The organism is Nocardia sp. X0981, assembly GCF_977089955.1.
The window spans coordinates 6,193,949-6,211,334 of record NZ_OZ372435.1 but is presented as its reverse complement, the minus strand read 5'-3'; the positions used below and the strand labels follow the sequence as shown (position 1 = coordinate 6,211,334).

The following is a 17,386-nucleotide window of genomic DNA, read 5'->3' as shown; positions in this document are numbered from 1 at the left end:
AGCGACTGCTCTGTTATTTCTGTGGCACGCCTCGGGCAGCGGGCCGGGCTCCGATCGATCCGGCGATGTTGGTGTTGTGCACCGAACCGACCCACCATGTCTCGTCGCGCTCGACCAGTACCCACATCCCCCGGTTGGCGACGGAGAATTCCGCGGTGTGCAGTGTTTGCTCGACATTGACGACCGCATGGTCGGGTGTCAGGAGACGTAGGGCGAGTAGCTCGAAGTGGGCGCGCGCGTCAGGGCTGCCACCGAGGCGTTCGCGATGGTAGGCGTGCAGTTCGTCCCAGCCCCGCAAGATCGCGCCCGCCGGCGTGATGAAAACGACGTCTTCGGTGAACGGCTGGTCGAATGCCGCTGCGGCCTCGGCCTCCAACGCGGCTTCGAGAGTCCGGAACAGGGTTTCGATCTCGGCTTCCGTGGTCGTCTCCGGTTCGACGATTCCAGCCGTGGGACGGGCTCCGGACGGGGCGTGCTCACGAGAATTCACTCGCCGAATGCTATGGCGCCTCATCGAGCAGCGACCGGGCGCCACAGCGGAGGCGCGGGCGGCCCCGGTCCGCGCCGCACGGACTCGGCTGCTCGGGTCGATCGGCTTCGAGGTGCCGGGACGGTGGTCGGCCTCGAACGAGATGTCCGATCACCGCCAGCGGATCGCGTATCGCCGGTGCACGATGTGCTCATGACCATGTCCTCCGCCTCGTCGGCCAGATCGGTACTGGAGCGTATGTACAGAGCGGAGGAGGAATATCTCGCCGCGGGCGGCCCGGGGGCCGCCTCGTTCGCCTCGATGGCGCCGTTCTTCTCGCCGGACGTCGTGCTGTGGCAGGCCGCCGCGCTTCCCTACGGCGGGATCTGGCGCGGTCACGGAGGATTGGAGCGGTTCTTCCTCGCCATGAGCGCGACCTGGGAACGTTTCGAGATGGTCGAACAGAGTTTTCTGTCCGATACCGATCCGCTCGTCGTCCTGACCCATGTGCACGCCCGGTCACGAGCCACGGGCCGGGAACTGGATTTCCCCATCCTGCAGACGATCACCGTGACCGGCGGCCGTATCACCGAGATCCGTCCGTTCTACTGGGACACCGCGGCGATCGCCGCGGCCTGTGCGAATTGACCGCTCGCCGGTATCCCGGGCCATCGGCCTGCCGGCTCGTCGGCCATCGTGGTGATGGCGTGCAGGCCGGCGGCGGCACATGCGGCGATGAGTAGGTCGTAGGAGTCGTTGTTCCCGGGCTTGACGATCCAACATTCGGTGGCCGCGTCGGACAAGCGCACTTCGCTGCGCCGGGTGAGGGGGTGGTTTTCGGGAACGAGGAGATCTTGGGCGTCGTCGAATACCATCTGTTGCTCGTAGCGAGGGTCGTCCACGGGAGGGCCGGCGGCCGGTAGGACCGAAGCGATATCGGCGCGGGCGCGTTCCCATCGGGCACTCGAGTCGTCGGCATGGGCGAGCGATGACCGAGCAGCAGGTGTGAGCTCGGTATTGCGTCCGGAGCGGACCGCATACCCGCCGCCACCGCTGGGATGCTGCTGAGTCCGGCACCTGTGATCGCCGCGATCGCCGGGCTGCTCGTCCTCGGCGAGACGCTGTCGATCCACCGGTGGCTCGGCATCGCCGGTATCCGCACGGCCACAGCGGTGGCAGTGCGGCATATCGCGCCGCGGTGGGAGGGTGGCCGGCGCGATTCGTTCGGCACGGGCCTCCCGGGTGTCAGCGGCAGCAGTTGGGGTCGAGGACGGCGCAGAGCGCGGTGAGGGCGTCGCGGCGGGCCTGGTGGAGCACGCTCATGCCCTGGCGTTCGGAGTCGATGAACCCGGCTTTGCGGAGCTGGGTGAGGTGGTGGCTGACGGTCGATTCCGAGAGCCCGACCGCGGTGGCGAGGCTGGCGCCGGTGCGGCCGGTGCCGGGGTCGGCGAGCAGCAGGGAGATGAGTTTGACCCGCACCGGGTCGGCGAGGGCTTTCAGGCGGAGGGCGACATGGAGGGCGGCTTCGTCGTCGACCGGCCCGGCGGCCACGGGCGCGCAGCAGACGGGGGCGCTGATATCGATGACCGGCAGAGCTTTGGGCACGTGCCCATTCTAGCCGGGGTATCGGCTTATATCGAAAAGGTTGGGTGACCGGTTGTCGTCCGCATCTCGCGCGCACCGTGACCGGACGAACCGGCCTCGTCGATCGTCGAGGCCGGTTATCGCACGGACCTGCGAGTCAGAAATCCCAGTCCTCGTCCTCGGTGTTGACCGCCTTGCCGATGACATAGCTGGAGCCCGAACCGGAGAAGAAGTCGTGGTTCTCGTCGGCGTTGGGGGACAGCGCCGACAGGATCGCGGGGTTGACCTCGGTTTCGTCCTTGGGGAACAGCCCCTCGTAGCCCAGGTTCATCAGCGCCTTGTTGGCGTTGTAGCGGAGGAACTTCTTGACGTCCTCGGTGAGCCCCACCTCGTCGTAGAGGTCCTGTGTGTATTCGACCTCGTTGTCGTACAGCTCGAACAGCAGCTCGAAGGTGTAGTTCTTCAGCTCGTCGCGTTCGGCCTGGGTGACCTGCTCCAGCCCCCGCTGGTACTTGTAGCCGATGTAGTAGCCGTGCACGGCCTCGTCGCGGATGATCAGGCGGATCATATCGGCGGTGTTGGTGAGCTTGGCCCGTGAGGACCAGTGCATCGGCAGGTAGAAACCGGAGTAGAACAGGAAACTCTCCAGCAGGGTGGAGGCGACCTTGCGCTTGAGCGGGTCGTCGCCGCGGTAGTACTCCAGGACGATCTCGGCCTTGCGCTGCAGATTGCGGTTCTCCTCCGACCAGCGGAAGGCGTCGTCGATCTCCCGGGTCGAGCACAGGGTGGAGAAGATCGAACTGTAGCTCTTGGCGTGCACCGACTCCATGAACGCGATATTGGTGAGCACCGCCTCCTCGTGAGGGGTGAGCGCATCGGGGATCAGGCTCACGGCGCCCACGGTGCCCTGAATGGTGTCCAGCAGTGTGAGGCCGGTGAACACCCGCATGGTGAGTTGCTTCTCATCGGGCGTGAGGGTGTTCCACGACGGGATGTCGTTGGATACCGGGACCTTCTCCGGGAGCCAGAAGTTACCGGTGAGCCGATCCCAGACCTCGGCGTCCTTTTCGTCGGGCACCCGATTCCAATTGATGGCCGAAACCCGATCGATGAGCTTCATCCTGCCAACACACCCTTCCCAGTGATTTCGACGGACTCGTAACACTACCCCTTGGGGGCGGGAGCTCAGAGCAGCCCCAGGTGTTGTGTTCTGTGCGTCGAATACCTTGGAGAAATCGGTTTTTCGGCACACCGGGACCGCAGCCGCCGAGCGTACTTCAATCCTTGCCGCGGCGTTCGTGCCGGCCGCCGGAGCCGTCGTCCCCGGACGAGGACGGGGACATGGCGAGACCGAACGCCGAGCCGAAACCGATACCGAGACCGACCCCCACGGCCAGATTGTTCAGAACGACCAGGCCGAGCGGAATCCCGATCGCCAGGCCGATGGCGATCCCGATACTCAGCCGGTACCCGAGCGAGCGATCACTTTCCGTATTGCCGCCCATACTTCGAAGGTACTCCCATCAGGGTGCCTACCTGCGAAAACCGTATCTCGGAATGGGCGAAATCCGGTCGCGGGCCGGTCTTCGGCGGATACGCGGCCGGGGTAGGTCAGTCCGCGACGTAGGCGTTGAGGGTGCCGCGGATATCGTCGAGTACCGCCCGTGCGGCGGTGAGGCCGGTGGTGTGCCACAGGGCGTCGTCGACCACGAAGGAGCGGTTGTCGCCCACCGCGCCCAACTGTTCCCACGCATCCGAGCGCATCACCGACTCACCGTGCTCCTGCCCGTCCGGCCCGGCGAACATCACGTAGATCAGATCGCCCTCGGCCGCGATCGGGTCCGACTCGTCGACCGGGGCCGAGGCGTCGCGCTGAGCGGTGGGCCGGCCGGCACCGGTATCGGCGAGCACCTGAGCGGCGAATGTCTCCGGGCCCAGGGTTTCGGTGCCGGTGGCGGTGAAGCGTACGAGGGAAGCCTGGGTGAGGTGGGCATCGAGGGCTTTCCCGGTATCGGTCGCCTCGGTGCGGTAGGCGTCGAGCGCGGCTTCGCCGGCGCCGGTGCGTCCCAGCGCCCCGGCGAAGGCGAGGAACTGCTCCTCCCAGGTGTCCGCGGCGCCCACCAGCACCGTCGGCGCGATGGCGCTGAGCGCGGCGTAATCGGCCCGGCCCGCCGGGACCTCGCCGATGATCAGATCCGGATCCAGTCGGGCGATGAGGGCCGGATCGGGGTCGCTCGCGAGCCCGACACCGGGTATCTCCACCACCCCGTAACCCAGGTATCCCGGCTGCGGTACGGGCCCCGCAAGGGTGGTCGCGCCCACGACACGCTCCCACAGGCCGACCGCGCAGGTCGCGTCCAGCGCGGAAGTGCCCAGCACCACGATCCGCTGCGGATCGGCCGGCACCCGGGACTCCCCGGCCGGGTGCCGGACAGCGCGGGTATCGCCCTCGGACGGGTCGGCCGGGGTGGGGAGGGGGCATGCCTGCGAGGTATCGCGTTCGAGCCCGACCACCCCGGCCCGGGCGATCTTCGTCGTGGTGCGGATGATCGATGCCGAATCGTCGGGATGGCTCGCGCACGCGGAGACGATCAGCGCGGCGCAGGCGAGCGTGACGCCCACGAACCGGCGGGCGCGGCCGGACCGTCCTCGGACCCGGGATTCACGCGCGGCTGGGGTACGGACAGCGGGGCTCACCGGCATGCCGGGAAGGGTACATGGACACCGCGATTCGATGCGCGCCAGCGGTCGGCAGGAGGCCCGTGCCCGTCCGGATACCGGCGGGACGTTCCGTCCCGGTCCCTCCGAGAGTCCCGGGAAAACCTTTCCCGTCCGATGACGGTACGTGCCCGCCGCGACCCGCAGTACGACAGAGAGTAGGACCCCGTCGGCCCGCTCTCGATCGACCGATTACGATTCGATAAGCGCAAGCTAACCGTTGGCTGCTCCGTGCGGCGGGGCAGCGGGCAAACAGTGGAGCCTGCGGAGCGACCCTAAAGGCACCTTCAGGAGGATCAGTGACTGCCGTAGAGCCCAAGCCAGTCCCGCAGGGGGTGGAAGCGACTAGGCCATTTCCGGCGCGGACAGGGCCGAAGGGGTCGTTCATATACAAGATGGTGACCACCACGGACCCGAAGGTCCTGGGTGTCATGTATCTGACCACCTCGATGGCGTTCTTCCTCATCGGCGGCCTGATGGCCCTGATGATGCGTGGTGAACTCGCGCGCCCGGGTCTGCAGTTCCTCTCGCCCGAGCAGTTCAACCAGCTGTTCACCATGCACGGCACGATCATGCTGCTGTTCTACGCGACGGCCATCGTGTTCGGCTTCGCCAACATCATCCTGCCGCTGCAGATCGGCGCACCCGACGTCGCCTTCCCGCGACTGAACGCCTTCAGCTACTGGCTGTACGCGTTCGGCGCCACCATGGCCACCGCGGGCTTCATCACCCCGGGCGGCGCCGCGGACTTCGGCTGGACGGCCTACGTGCCGCTCACCGATATCCTGCACTCGCCGGGCGTGGGTACCGACCTGTGGATCATGGGCCTGGCCGTCTCCGGCCTGGGCACCATCCTCGGCGGTGTGAACATGCTGACGACCGTGGTCTGCCTGCGCGCTCCGGGTATGACCATGTTCCGGATGCCGATCTTCACCTGGAACATCGCCGTCACCAGCGTCCTGGTACTGCTCGCCTTCCCGCTGCTGACCGCCGCTCTGCTGGGCCTGGCCTACGACCGGCACCTGGGCGGTCACATCTACGACCCGGGCACCGGCGGCATCCTGCTCTACCAGCACCTGTTCTGGTTCTTCGGCCACCCCGAGGTGTACATCATCGCGCTGCCGTTCTTCGGTATCGTCTCCGAGGTCTTCCCGGTGTTCAGCCGTAAACCGATCTTCGGCTACACCACCCTGGTCTACGCGACCCTCGGCATCGCCGCCCTGTCCATCGCCGTATGGGCGCACCACATGTACGCCACCGGCGCGGTGCTGCTGCCGTACTTCTCGTTCATGACCTTCCTGATCGCGGTTCCGACCGGTGTGAAGTTCTTCAACTGGATCGGCACCATGTGGAAGGGGCAGCTGACGTTCGAATCACCGATGCTGTTCTCGGTGGGCTTCCTCGTCACCTTCCTCTTCGGTGGTCTGTCCGGTGTCATCCTGGCGAGCCCGCCGCTGGACTTCCACGTCACCGACTCCTACTTCGTGGTCGCGCACTTCCACTACGTGCTCTTCGGCACCATCGTGTTCGCCACCTACGCCGGCATCTACTTCTGGTTCCCGAAGATGACCGGTCGCATGCTGGACGAACGGCTGGCGAAATGGCACTTCTGGACCACGTTCATCGGTTTCCACCTCACCTTCCTGGTGCAGCACTGGCTGGGCGCCGAAGGTATGCCCCGCCGTTACGCGGACTACCAGGCCGGTGACGGGTTCACCACGCTGAACACCGTCTCCACCATCGGTGCCTTCGTGCTCGGCGCCTCGATGCTGCCGTTCCTGTGGAACGTCTTCAAGAGCTACCGCTACGGCGAGGTGGTCACGGTGGACGATCCGTGGGGCTACGGCAACTCCCTGGAATGGGCCACCACCTGCCCGCCGCCGCGGCACAACTTCTACGAGCTGCCGCGGATCCGTTCCGAACGACCCGCCTTCGAACTGCACTACCCGCATATGGTGGAGCGGATGCGCAAGGAGGCGCACGTCGGCTTCACGGGTGCGGCGAAGCACCACGAGGAAGAAGCGCTGGTCAAGTCCTAGTCCTCGCCTCCAGGACTACGGAACCGTGTGCACCCGTCGGCTCCAGCCGGCGGGTGCACTGTGTTTTCGGCGGCGCCTGCGGCGCCGCGGGCTCGAGCCCCCTTGGCGTCGTGCTTCAGCATTCGAGACTCGCGCCTTCGGCGCATGCGCTTCGAGTGCTGAAGCACGACGCGGTCTCACCCCTTTGGGCCTCGCTGAACTCGGCGCAGGGAGGATGCGACGGGGTCGGGGATAGTGATGTGTGGCTGGGCGGGGGCCGGTTGCCTCGCTGCTCCGGTTCGGGCCGGGGCGGGAGGGGTCCGGAGTGGGATGGGCCACCCGGTGCCGGGACCGTGCGGAGGCGGGGCGGGGCGAACGCCTAGATTGTTGTGGGGTCCGTTGAGGTCTCAGGGGCCTTCCCGGCATCCGCTCCGAATGGTCCACCGTCCCGGTTCGGGGCCCGTCTCGGGTCTGGAGCGACGGAGCGAGGGAGCGCAGCGACCGAGCGCAGGAGTGAAGACCCGAGACACAAGGGGGCCCCGAACCCCGCGGCGCCGCAGGCTCCGCAATTAGACACAGGAGAGGTTTTGGCCGAGACGACCGTTCTCGTCACCGTGACCGGGCCCGACCGCCCCGGTGTGACATCGGTTCTGCTGACGGCGATGTCGCGGCACGGGGTGAGCCTGCTCGATATCGAGCAGGTGGTGATCCGCGGCCGGCTCACCCTGGGCGTGCTGATCAGTTGTCCCTCCGATCCCGAGGCGTTGCAGGACGAGCTCGAGGAGGCGATGAACACCGTCGGTATGCAGGTGGACGTGGATATCGATGCCGATATCGCGCGGGCCCCGGTATCCACGCACGCCGTGGTGGTGCTGGGTGCCCCGGTGACGGCGCGGGCGTTCAGCGCGGTATCGCGGGAGCTGGCGAGACTGGATGTCAATATCGACACGATCCGCGGGATCGCCGATTACCCGGTGACCGGTATGGAGCTGATGGCGACCGCCCCGGATCGCGCCGGTGATACCGATGCCCGGCTGCGTACCGCCCTGGCCGAGGTGGCGGTGGCCGAACGGGTCGATATCGCCGTGGAGCGGGCCGGGCTGGCCCGTCGCGCGAAACGGCTGATCGTCTTCGATGTGGATTCCACGCTGATCCAGGGCGAGGTCATCGAGATGCTGGCCGCGTACGCCGGGGTCGAGGAGCAGGTGCGGCAGGTCACCGAGGCGGCCATGCGCGGGGAGATCGATTTCGCGGAATCGCTGCGGCAGCGGGTGGCGACCCTGGCCGGACTGGACGAGTCGGTCATCGGTGAGGTCGCCGCCACCATCGAACTGACTCCCGGGGCCCGCACGACCATCCGTACGCTGAAGCGCCTCGGTTTCCGGTGCGGCGTGGTCTCCGGCGGTTTCCGGCAGGTGATCGATCCGCTCGCCCGCGAACTGGATCTCGATTTCGTGCGGGCCAATGTGCTGGAAGTGGTCGACGGGAAACTCACCGGCCGGGTGGTCGGGCAGATCGTGGACCGGGCCTACAAGGCGACCGCGTTACGCGCGTTCGCCGCCGATTCCGGGGTGCCGATGGAGCAGACCGTCGCGGTGGGTGACGGCGCGAACGATATCGACATGCTGAACGCGGCGGGCCTGGGCGTGGCGTTCAACGCGAAACCGGCGTTGCGTGAGGTCGCCGATACAGCGCTGTCGCACCCGTACCTGGACGCGGTGTTGTTCATCCTGGGTGTCACCCGGGACGAGGTCGAGGCCGCGGACGCGAGAGACGGGCTGCTGCGCCGGGTACCACTGGGCTGAAGCGGACCGCGTGCCCCTGCCCGTTCCCACCGCCTCCCGGGCTATCGGTAGGCTGGCGCGGCGTGATGGTCGGGTGCTGGGAGGGTGGCTTGTGGTGATGCCGGAAAGCGGCGCAACGGATGTGGTGGCGGCGGACGGCCGTGCACCCGGTGGTGGAACGGGCCATCCGGGGTTCACGGAAGCCGATTTCTGTGCCGAACCCGGGTTCTCGCAACGCCATGCCGAGCTCGCCTCGGGATACGGGCGTGGAGGTGATCCCGCAGACCCCGCACAGGTGCAGGCCATGCAGATGGTGCTGCACCTGCCGAAGAACGATCCGCCCCCGCGTAGCGAGGTGCTGGCCGCGGCCGCGGCCGCCGCGGTCGCCCTCTGCCTGGACCCGCGGGTCGGGCCGGGCGGGGAATGGGAAGCGGGATACCTGCAGTGGAAGCGGTCCCGGATCCGGAAGGTGGCCCGGCGGGCGCGGGGCGCCCAGTGGGAAGCCGCCAACGAGGTGCCGGGGGTGACCGTCGAATGCGGCGGGGCGCAGGCGCGGGCGCTGGTGCCGGGGCCGGTGGGTGCGGTCGACGCCCGGATCCGGCGGCTCCAGATCGGCGGTACCGATCTGGAATCCGATGATCCCGGCGCTGTCCCGTTGGATCTGCCGGTGTTCTGGGTGAACGCCTCGCTGGGGATGACGGTCGGTAAGGCCGCGGCGCAGGTCGGGCACGCGAGCATGCTGTTCGCCGGGGCGCTGCCGGTGGAACAGGCGCGGACGTGGGCGCGGCGCGGGTTCGCCTGCGCGGTACGGGAAGCCGGGCCCGACGAGTGGGCGCTGCTGCGGGGCGCCGTGGCGCGAAGTGCGGCCACGGAGGTACGTGACGCGGGCTTCACCGAAGTGGCACCGGGTTCGGCGACGGTGATCGCCACTCGGCCCGCGCGGCCGGACCGGTGGTAGCGGAACAGACCCGGATCGGTGCCCGCGAGCCGGACGGTCCGGGGAATCGCGGGTGCCCGGTGCCGCCGTCGCGCGCACCTCGAGACAAGATGGAGCGCGTGGCGCACCCCGATCCAGATTTGCTCATCGACTTCAGCAATGTTTCCATCCGCCGCAACGGGCACAACCTCGTAGGGCCGGTGACCTGGCAGGTCGAACTCGACGAACGCTGGGTGATCCTGGGCCCCAACGGCGCCGGCAAAACCTCGCTGCTACAGATCGCGGCCGCCGAAACCCACCCCTCGTACGGCACCGCCTACGTGCTCGGGGAACGGCTCGGCCGGACGAACGTCGGCGAACTGCGGCCCCGGATCGGTTTGTCCTCCGCGGCGTTGGCCGCCCGTATTCCTCGCGAGGAACGGGTGGCCGACCTCGTCGTCTCGGCCGGGTACGCGGTGCTCGGTCGTTGGCGCGAGAAGTACGACGATATGGACACCGACCGGGCCATCGATATGCTGGAAAGCCTGGGGGCCGAACATCTCCTGGACCGCACCTACGGCACGCTGTCCGAAGGCGAACGCAAACGGGTCCTCATCGCCCGTGCGCTCATGACCGACCCCGAACTGCTGCTGCTGGACGAGCCCGCCGCGGGGGTGGACCTGGGTGGCCGGGAGGAACTGGTGGAAAGCCTGGGCGATCTGGCCGCCGATCCCGACGCGCCCGCCCTGGTGCTCGTCACCCACCATGTGGAGGAGATCCCACCCGGTTTCACCCACTGCATGCTGCTGAGCGAGGGGGAGATCGTCACCCAGGGGCTGCTCGGCGACGTGCTCACCGCCGAGAACCTCAGCGAGGCGTTCCGGCAGTCCATCGCCCTGGACCGCATCGAGGGCCGCTACTTCGCCCGCCGGGCCCGCCGCCTGGGCCGCCACCGCAACCGCAGGTGATGAGGGTGTCGGCCCCACGTGCCGACGCTCCGTCGGCACGGCTAGTGTGCCAGGGGTGAGTGAGACGACTGTGCCGGATTCCGTCGACGAGGTGCCGGAAGCCAAGGACGCCTCGACCGTGATGTTGGTGCGGGACGGAGCCGACGGCCCCGAGGTGTTCCTGCAGCGGCGGGCCGGGGCGATGGAGTTCGCGGCCGGGATGACCGCGTTTCCGGGTGGGCGGGTGGATCCCGTGGACGCCGAGGTCGAGATCGAGTGGGCCGGTCCGGCGCCGTCGTGGTGGGGACAGCGGTACAGAGTGTCCGAGGGGCGGGCGAAGGCTCTGGTCTGTGCCGCGGTACGGGAGACGTTCGAAGAGTGCGGTGTGCTGTTGGCCGGCCCCACCCCCGACACCGTCGTCGCCGACACCACCGGGTATCGGGAGCAGCGGGAGCGGATCGAGCGCCGCGAGCTGACCCTGGCCGAATTCCTGGCGCGGGAAGATCTGGTGCTGCGGGCCGATCTGCTGCGGCCGTGGTCGCGCTGGATCACGCCGACCGTGGAACGCCGCCGCTACGACACCCACTTCTTCGTGGCGGTGCTGCCCACCGGGCAGCTCGCCGATGGCGCCACCTCGGAAACCGATCATGTGCAGTGGTCCACACCCGCCGCGGCGCTGGCCACCTGGAAAGCGGGGGAGCATGTGCTGCTGCCGCCGACCTGGTCGCAGCTGACTTCGCTCGGCGGGTACGCGAACACCGCCGAGATCCTGGCCGCGGAACCCCCGATCGAACCGATCCAGCCGGAGTTCGGTGCGGTCGAGGGGCGGAAATTGCTGCGGTTCCCGGACAATGCGCGTTATTTCGCCGATCTGCCGGATCCGTCGCGGCTGATGGGGTCGAAGGGGGTACGCGATACGGATCCGTCGCTGCTGGGCGGCTCCGGGGCCGCGGGCGGCGCTGCGGGCGCCCGGTAGCGTAACCGCCCATGGCGGAATTCGTATCCCTGTCCCGGCTCGGGTCCGGCCGGCCGGACGGACCCGAGCGCGGTGTGGCCGTGCTCCGTATCGCACGGCCCCCGATGAACCTGCTGAACACACAGCTGATCCGGGAGATCGCGGAAACCGCCGCCGCCTGCGGCACGGACCCCGCCATAGCGGCGCTGGTCGTCTACGGTGACGAGCGGGTTTTCTGCGGGGGCGACGATCTCGCCGAGCTCGCGGAACTACCCGCCGAGCAGGCAGCTGCCAGGGCGGCGGATCTGCAGCGCGCGCTGGGCTGTCTGGCCCGGATCCCGCAACCCACGGTCGCCGCGATCAGCGGTTACGCGCTGGGTGCCGGTCTCGAGCTCGCACTGGGCGCCGATCGGCGGATCATCGGGGACAACGTGAAATTGGGGCTGCCCCAGATCCGGGCCGGGCTCATCCCGCTTGCCGGAATCCGGCGGCTGTCGCTGCTGGTGGGCCCCGGTGCCGCCAAGGATCTCGTCTTCACCGGCCGCTTCGTCGAAGCGGAGGAGGCGGCGGGGATCGGCTTGGTGGATCAGGTGGTGGCGCCCGATGATGTCCTCGAGGCGGCGCTCGCCTGGGCGCGGCAGTTCGCCGACGGCCCGGCGCGTGCGCTGGCGGCCGCCAAGGCGGTGTTCGAGGCGGGCACGCACGGTCACGACCGCGCCCGTACCGAGTGGGCGCAGTTGTTCACCACCGCGGATCAGCGGGCCGGAACCCGTTCCTCTCTGCGGGACGGCCCGGGCGCGGCCGAGTTCACCGGTCGCTGAGAGCATCGGGGTCGCCCGAACCTACCCGGCGGTATCGGGCGGCCGGAAGATAAAGGCTAGGCTCTCCGACCATGACGGTACGCCCCGACGACCCCGCACCCCATCCACACGCGACCGCCGCGGAAGTCGAAGCAGCATTCGAGGACACCAAGCTCGCCCAGGTGCTCTATCACGACTGGGAAGCCGAGACCTACGACGACAAATGGTCGATCTCCTATGACGAACGCTGTATCGACTACGCCCGCGGCCGGTTCGACGCCGCGGTCGGCACCGTGGACCTGCCGTACGAGCGGGCGCTGGAGCTGGGTTGCGGGACCGGTTTCTTCCTGCTGAACCTCATGCAGTCCGGTGTCGCGAAGACCGGTTCGGTGACCGATCTGTCGCCCGGCATGGTGAAGGTCGCGCTGCGCAATGCCGAGAACCTGGGCCTGGACGTGGACGGCCGGGTCGCCGACGCGGAAACGATCCCGTACGACGACAACACCTTCGATCTGGTCGTGGGTCACGCGGTCCTGCACCATATTCCCGATGTGGAGCAGTCGCTGCGGGAGTGTCTGCGGGTGCTGAAGCCGGGTGGTCGTTTCGTCTTCGCCGGTGAACCCACCACCATCGGCAATTTCTATGCCCGCAACCTGGGCAACATCACCTGGAAGGCCACCACCGCCATCACCAAGCTCCCGTTCCTGCGGGATTGGCGCCGCCCCCAGGAGGAACTGGACGAATCCTCGCGGGCCGCCGCGCTGGAGGCCGTGGTCGATCTGCACACCTTCGACCCGGGGCGGCTCGAGGAGATGGCTCGTTCCGCGGGTGCGGTGGAGGTCGCCGCGCACACCGAGGAGTTCGCCGCCGCACTGTGGGGCTGGCCGGTACGGACCTTCGAGGCCGCGGTACCCGATGAGAAGCTCACCTGGGGCTATCGGATGGCGATGTACCGGGCGTGGCTCGGGCTGAGCTGGGTGGACGAGAACGTGATGCGCCGGGTGGTGCCGCGGCGGTTCTTCTACAACGCCATGATCACCGGGGTGAAGCCGGCTGCCACCGGCCGGTAGTGGGCTACCGTTTCGGTCCGGCCGAGATCGCCTACCTGGGGTCGGCGGCCGGGACGGCCGCGCTGGCCGAGGCCGCGCGGCTGGAGCTCACCCCCGCGTCGCAGGTGCGTGATGTGGCGACGCTGCGCCGGAGGTACGGCGACCGGGCGGCGGCGCTGATCGAAACTGTGCGCCTGCGCCGCCGCGCGGTGACAAAACTGCCCGCGGCGGGGCAGTGGCTGTTCACCGACGACGCGCTCCAGCAGGCCACCCCGGCCCTGGTGGCCCGGCATCGGGCGCAGCGGTTGGCGGGTCGGGATGTCCACGATGTGACCTGCTCGATCGGTGCGGAACTGGCCGAGCTCGCCCGGGTGTGCCCCCGGGTGCTCGGCTCCGATCTCGACGCCTCCCGGCTGCTCATGGCGCGGCACAATCTGGCGCATACGGCCGCCGCCCCCACGGCGGATATCGGCCGGCCGGCTTCTTCCGTCCCGGAGCCGCTCACCACTGTGCTGCTGGCCCGCGCGGACGCGCTGGCGCCGTGTAGTACCGGCACGGTGATCGTCGCCGACCCCGCCCGCCGGGCCGACGGGCGGCGCACCCATGATCCGGCGAAATTGCAGCCGCCGCTGCCGGCTCTGCTCGATACCTACGCGGATCGCGATCTCGTCGTGAAATGCGCGCCCGGGGTGGATTTCGACCGCCTCGGCTGGGCCGGTGAGGTCGAGGTCGTATCGCTGGACGGGGCGGTCCGTGAGGCCTGTCTGTGGTCGCCGGGCCTGGCGGGGCCCGGAGTCACCCGGCGGGCCACGGTGCTGGCGGCCGAGGGTGAACCGCTCACCTTCACCGACGCCGACCCCGACGAGATCCCGGAACGCGGGCCCGGCGAGTGGATCGTGGACCCGGACGGCGCCGTGGTCCGGGCCGGGCTCGTCCGGCACTATGCCGCGCGCTACGGGTTGTGGCAGCTGGATCCGCGGATCGCCTACCTCACCGGTGACCGCGTGCCGGCCGGTGTGCGCGGTTTCCGAGTCCTCGACCGCCTCGACTTGCGGGAGAAGACGCTGCGAGCGGAACTGCGCCGCCGGGATTGTGGTCCGCTGGAGATATTGGCGCGCGGGGTGGATATCGATCCCGACGCCCTGCGTCGTCGTCTCAAACCCGCCGGCTCGGAGCCTTTTACGCTCGTGATCACTCGAATCGGCCGCACCCCTGTCGTTTTCCTCTGCACCGCGCACCGGCCCGTCACCGCTCCGGAGAACTGAACCGCCGCACTGGTGTTCGCTGTCCGGGGGCGGGGCCGACGGAAGCCGGGCGGCGTGGTGGCCGGATCGTCGGTTGCCTGCGTTACCGTGCGGGGCATGACGATGTATGCCGCGCTGCTGCGGGGGATCATGCCGAGCCATCCGAATATGAGCAACGAGAAGCTGCGGGGGGTGTTCACCGGGCTCGGTTTCGATCCGGTGGCTTCGGTGCTGGCCAGCGGCAATATCGTCTTCGGTGCCGAGAATGCGGAGAGCACCGGGCTCGAGGACCGCGTCCAGCAGGCCCTGAACACCGAACTCGGTATCCCGGGCGGGACGATCATCCGGGAGCACGCCGAATTACGCGCACTGCTCGACCGCGACCCGTTCGCCGGGTACACCCACGGCCGCGAAACCTACCTCACGGCCACGTTCTTCAAGAACCCGGCCGAGGACCCGCTGGAGATCCCGGCCGACCCCGGCCCGGCGGTCCGGATCATCGGCTACGACGCCGGGGCCCGCGCCTTGCTGATGGTCACCGACAACACCGACCCGAAGACGCCGGACATCATGGCCTGGCTGGAGCGCCGCTACGGCCGGGATATCACCACCCGCACCTGGCTCACGGTGCAGCGGGTCGTGAAGAAGATGGAGACGGTGCGCGCATAGGCATTCACACCTGCTGGGCGGCCCCGTTCTTCTTCCGCTCGATATCGGCCAGCGCCGCCTCGCGGGCGGCGCGTTCGGCGGCCCCGGCCTCCCAGGTCGCCTTCCGGTTCTTCACCACCCGGGCCGGGGCGCCGACCGCGATGCTGTAATCCGGGATATCACCCTTGACCACCGCGTGCGCCCCCAGGACACAGCCGCGCCCGACCCGTGTCGCGCGCAGTACCGTGACCTTGGCGGCGATCCAGGTGTCCGGGCCGATCCGGACCGGACTCTTGACGATGCCCTGGTCCTTGATCGGCATGGTGACGTCGTCCATACGGTGATCGAAGTCGGTGATGTAGCACCAATCCGCCACCAGCGTGGATTCACCGATCTCGATATCGAGGTAGGTGTTGACCACGTTGTCCTTGCCGAAGACCACCTTGTCGCCGATACGCAGCGAACCCTCGTGGCAGCGGATGGCGTTACCGTCGCCGATGTGTACCCAGCGTCCGATCTCCAGGCGGCCCAGATCAGGAGTGGCGTGCACTTCCACCCGGCGGCCCAGGAACACCATGCCGCGCAGGATCACGTGCGGGTTGGCGAGCCGGAACTTGAACAGCCGGTAGTAGCGCACCAGGTACCAGGGGGTGTAGGCGCGGTTGGCCAGCACCCAGCGCAGCGAGGCGAGGGTCAGGAAACGGGCCTGCCGCGGATCCCGCCGGCGGGAACCCCGCCATCGTGAGCGCAACGGTGCGCCCCACATGCTCGTCACGAACATCTCTCCTCGTATCCCGTGGCCACTACGTCGGACAGCCTACTTTCGAGGTCCACGGGCCCGACCTATACCCTTCCGTTAATCTCTCACACGCGTGGGGGCCGGGGAGACAGGACGACAGAGGAGACCAGCAGGTGCGTATCGGCAGCGGCGTACGGCCCGTGTCCTGGCTCGCGGCGGCGGTAGCGGCGGTGGCGGTGCTCACGGCGTGCGGGACCGATGTGGACGACATCACCGTCGGACGCGGCCTCGGATGGCCGGCCCCCGGCCACGAGGCCCGCAACAGTGCCACCACACCGGTCACCGGCTCGCGGGCGTTGAGCCTGCAGTGGTCGCGTCCGGTGGGGGGCCCGATCGCCCAGCCGGTGACGGTGGGGTCGGAAGGACAGATCTTCGTCACGACCCGCACCGACGCGAACTGCGATCTCTTCGCCTACCAGATGCCCACGGGTCGTAAACGATTCTGCAATCCGCTGAGCCCGAACTCGGTGTATTCGCCGACCTTGCTCGACGGAGCGAACAATGTGTACGTGGGGCTCGACAGCGGGGTGGAATCGAACAATTTCCTGGGCCAGCCCCGCTGGCGCACGCCGGTGGCGGGGGTGCCCATCGGGATGCAGTTCACCGGCGACGGGCATCTGCTGGTGATCACCCAATCGGGCCAGGTGGACGTACTGGAGCGGCAGACCGGTAAACGGATGGTGCCCACGCAGCAGTTGCTTCCCCGGCCCGATTTCCTGCAGCACCCCAACCAGGAGTGGCCGCCGGCCGGCGCGGGTCTCGAGGATTGCCGTACCGGTGGGCCGGAGTGTGCCGTCGCCACGGTCGCGGCGATGGATATCGATGCGGGGCGTATCTACGCGACCGTACGGGAACCCGGCGCCGCCGCGGCTGCCCTGGTGGCGCTGCGCTATGCCGACGGGAAGGTCGAGCGGGAGTGGAGCAGCGAAATCCTCGTCGGTGGTACCGCCACCGATCCGGCCCTCTCGGCCGATGGCACCACCCTGTACATCGGTGACAACAGCAAACGACTGGTCGCCGTGGACACCGCCGACGGTAAACCGAAGTGGGAGGCACAACTGGACTGGGAGCCGCGCCGCGGGATCTCGGTCTCCGATGAGGGGCTCGTCATCCCGGCCGGTGACGACGGCTATCTGCTGGCACTGCGGGATACCGGTGACAGCTATGAAAGGGTCTGGGAGCGTAAGGATCTCGCCCTGCGCGGCCGCCCGGTGCAGACCGCCGGCGGAACGGGGTACGTCACCGCGGCGATCGGCGCCGGACTGAATCTCATCACCTTCGACACCGAAACCGGGGTGACCCTCGATTCCGATGTCCTGCCGGGCGCGCAGGGCACCACCACCGGCACCGCGGTCGGTGCCGAAGGGGAGGTCGTGGTCGCCACCCGGATCGGCGAGATCTTCGCGTTCCGCGAAAACGAGTGAGTGTTTCCCGGTGCGGTTCCGGCAGCGGCCG

At 68.5% G+C, this 17,386-nt stretch carries 19 protein-coding genes; 12 read left to right on the top strand and 7 right to left on the bottom strand.

The annotated features are described in order from the left end of the window. Window positions 1–13 precede the first annotated feature (13 nt). A complete protein-coding gene (locus ACYR7D_RS27605) occupies window positions 14–490 on the bottom strand; it encodes a YybH family protein (RefSeq protein ID WP_459547422.1) in 477 nt (158 codons plus the stop codon). A 192-nt stretch (window positions 491–682) separates the two neighbouring features. On the opposite strand from ACYR7D_RS27605, the gene ACYR7D_RS27600 reads away from it, so the two are divergent. Continuing rightward, window positions 683–1,117, top strand: coding sequence for a nuclear transport factor 2 family protein (locus tag ACYR7D_RS27600; RefSeq protein ID WP_459547421.1), 435 nt, complete (start codon window positions 683–685; stop codon window positions 1,115–1,117). Here ACYR7D_RS27600 and ACYR7D_RS27595 read toward each other — a convergent pair. Next, window positions 1,075–1,602 carry a LysR substrate-binding domain-containing protein gene (locus ACYR7D_RS27595; protein WP_459547420.1) on the bottom strand — a complete coding sequence of 176 codons (528 nt, stop codon included), beginning with the start codon at window positions 1,600–1,602 and terminating at the stop codon, window positions 1,075–1,077. The genes ACYR7D_RS27600 and ACYR7D_RS27595 overlap by 43 nt on opposite strands. Between ACYR7D_RS27595 and ACYR7D_RS27590 the strand changes: the two genes are divergently transcribed. Continuing rightward, window positions 1,528–1,758, top strand: a complete 231-nt coding sequence (locus ACYR7D_RS27590) for a hypothetical protein (RefSeq protein ID WP_459547419.1) — start codon at window positions 1,528–1,530, stop codon at window positions 1,756–1,758. The genes ACYR7D_RS27595 and ACYR7D_RS27590 overlap by 75 nt on opposite strands. Here the strand turns inward: ACYR7D_RS27590 and ACYR7D_RS27585 are convergent. The 4 genes from ACYR7D_RS27585 to ACYR7D_RS27570 form a co-directional block, all read right to left on the bottom strand. Continuing rightward, the gene (locus ACYR7D_RS27585) at window positions 1,715–2,074 is read right to left on the bottom strand and encodes an Rv2640c family ArsR-like transcriptional regulator (protein ID WP_459547418.1); all 360 of its coding nucleotides are present in this window, start codon (window positions 2,072–2,074) and stop codon (window positions 1,715–1,717) included. The two genes, ACYR7D_RS27590 and ACYR7D_RS27585, sit on opposite strands and share 44 nt — an antisense overlap. Window positions 2,075–2,210: 136 nt before the next feature. Next, complete coding sequence (gene nrdF, locus ACYR7D_RS27580; RefSeq protein ID WP_459547417.1) at window positions 2,211–3,173, bottom strand: class 1b ribonucleoside-diphosphate reductase subunit beta; 963 nt, start codon at window positions 3,171–3,173, stop codon at window positions 2,211–2,213. Window positions 3,174–3,330: 157 nt separating this feature from the next. Continuing rightward, window positions 3,331–3,558, bottom strand: coding sequence for a hypothetical protein (locus tag ACYR7D_RS27575; RefSeq protein ID WP_459547416.1), 228 nt, complete (start codon window positions 3,556–3,558; stop codon window positions 3,331–3,333). Window positions 3,559–3,664: 106 nt separating this feature from the next. Continuing rightward, the gene (locus ACYR7D_RS27570) at window positions 3,665–4,756 is read right to left on the bottom strand and encodes an ABC transporter substrate-binding protein (RefSeq protein ID WP_459547415.1); all 1,092 of its coding nucleotides are present in this window, start codon (window positions 4,754–4,756) and stop codon (window positions 3,665–3,667) included. Window positions 4,757–5,070: 314 nt separating this feature from the next. Here ACYR7D_RS27570 and ctaD point away from each other — a divergent pair, with 314 nt between their 5' ends. The 9 genes from ctaD to ACYR7D_RS27525 all read left to right on the top strand — a co-directional run bounded on the left by ctaD (window position 5,071) and on the right by ACYR7D_RS27525 (window position 15,153). Next, a complete protein-coding gene (gene ctaD / locus ACYR7D_RS27565) occupies window positions 5,071–6,810 on the top strand; it encodes an aa3-type cytochrome oxidase subunit I (RefSeq protein WP_459547414.1) in 1,740 nt (579 codons plus the stop codon). A gap of 566 nt (window positions 6,811–7,376) precedes the next feature. Next, window positions 7,377–8,594, top strand: a complete 1,218-nt coding sequence (gene serB / locus ACYR7D_RS27560; RefSeq protein WP_459547413.1) for a phosphoserine phosphatase SerB — start codon at window positions 7,377–7,379, stop codon at window positions 8,592–8,594. Between the two features lie 97 nt (window positions 8,595–8,691). After that, window positions 8,692–9,531: an aminoacyl-tRNA hydrolase gene (locus ACYR7D_RS27555; protein WP_459550316.1), complete on the top strand. Its 840-nt coding sequence runs from the start codon at window positions 8,692–8,694 to the stop codon at window positions 9,529–9,531. An 89-nt stretch (window positions 9,532–9,620) separates the two neighbouring features. Next, the gene (locus tag ACYR7D_RS27550) at window positions 9,621–10,457 is read left to right on the top strand and encodes an ABC transporter ATP-binding protein (protein ID WP_459547412.1); all 837 of its coding nucleotides are present in this window, start codon (window positions 9,621–9,623) and stop codon (window positions 10,455–10,457) included. A 46-nt stretch (window positions 10,458–10,503) separates the two neighbouring features. After that, window positions 10,504–11,412, top strand: a complete 909-nt coding sequence (locus tag ACYR7D_RS27545; protein ID WP_459547411.1) for an NUDIX hydrolase — start codon at window positions 10,504–10,506, stop codon at window positions 11,410–11,412. A gap of 11 nt (window positions 11,413–11,423) precedes the next feature. Then, window positions 11,424–12,212, top strand: a complete 789-nt coding sequence (locus ACYR7D_RS27540; protein ID WP_459547410.1) for an enoyl-CoA hydratase-related protein — start codon at window positions 11,424–11,426, stop codon at window positions 12,210–12,212. 71 nt (window positions 12,213–12,283) lie between these two features. Further along, window positions 12,284–13,261 carry a class I SAM-dependent methyltransferase gene (locus ACYR7D_RS27535; RefSeq protein WP_459547409.1) on the top strand — a complete coding sequence of 326 codons (978 nt, stop codon included), beginning with the start codon at window positions 12,284–12,286 and terminating at the stop codon, window positions 13,259–13,261. Beyond that, window positions 13,261–14,505: a THUMP-like domain-containing protein gene (locus ACYR7D_RS27530; RefSeq protein ID WP_459547408.1), complete on the top strand. Its 1,245-nt coding sequence runs from the start codon at window positions 13,261–13,263 to the stop codon at window positions 14,503–14,505. Before ACYR7D_RS27535 ends, ACYR7D_RS27530 begins: the two co-directional genes overlap by 1 nt. Before the next feature lie 96 nt (window positions 14,506–14,601). Then, on the top strand, window positions 14,602–15,153 hold the full coding sequence (locus ACYR7D_RS27525; protein ID WP_459547407.1) for a DUF1697 domain-containing protein: 552 nt from the start codon (window positions 14,602–14,604) through the stop codon (window positions 15,151–15,153). A gap of 4 nt (window positions 15,154–15,157) precedes the next feature. On the opposite strand, the gene ACYR7D_RS27520 is transcribed toward ACYR7D_RS27525, so the two are convergent. Next, window positions 15,158–15,907 (bottom strand): acyltransferase, encoded by a 750-nt coding sequence (locus tag ACYR7D_RS27520; protein ID WP_459547406.1) that lies wholly within the window; start codon window positions 15,905–15,907, stop codon window positions 15,158–15,160. A gap of 137 nt (window positions 15,908–16,044) precedes the next feature. Here ACYR7D_RS27520 and ACYR7D_RS27515 point away from each other — a divergent pair, with 137 nt between their 5' ends. Continuing rightward, window positions 16,045–17,355 carry an outer membrane protein assembly factor BamB family protein gene (locus ACYR7D_RS27515; protein WP_459547405.1) on the top strand — a complete coding sequence of 437 codons (1,311 nt, stop codon included), beginning with the start codon at window positions 16,045–16,047 and terminating at the stop codon, window positions 17,353–17,355. The last annotated feature ends 31 nt before the right edge of the window (window positions 17,356–17,386 follow it).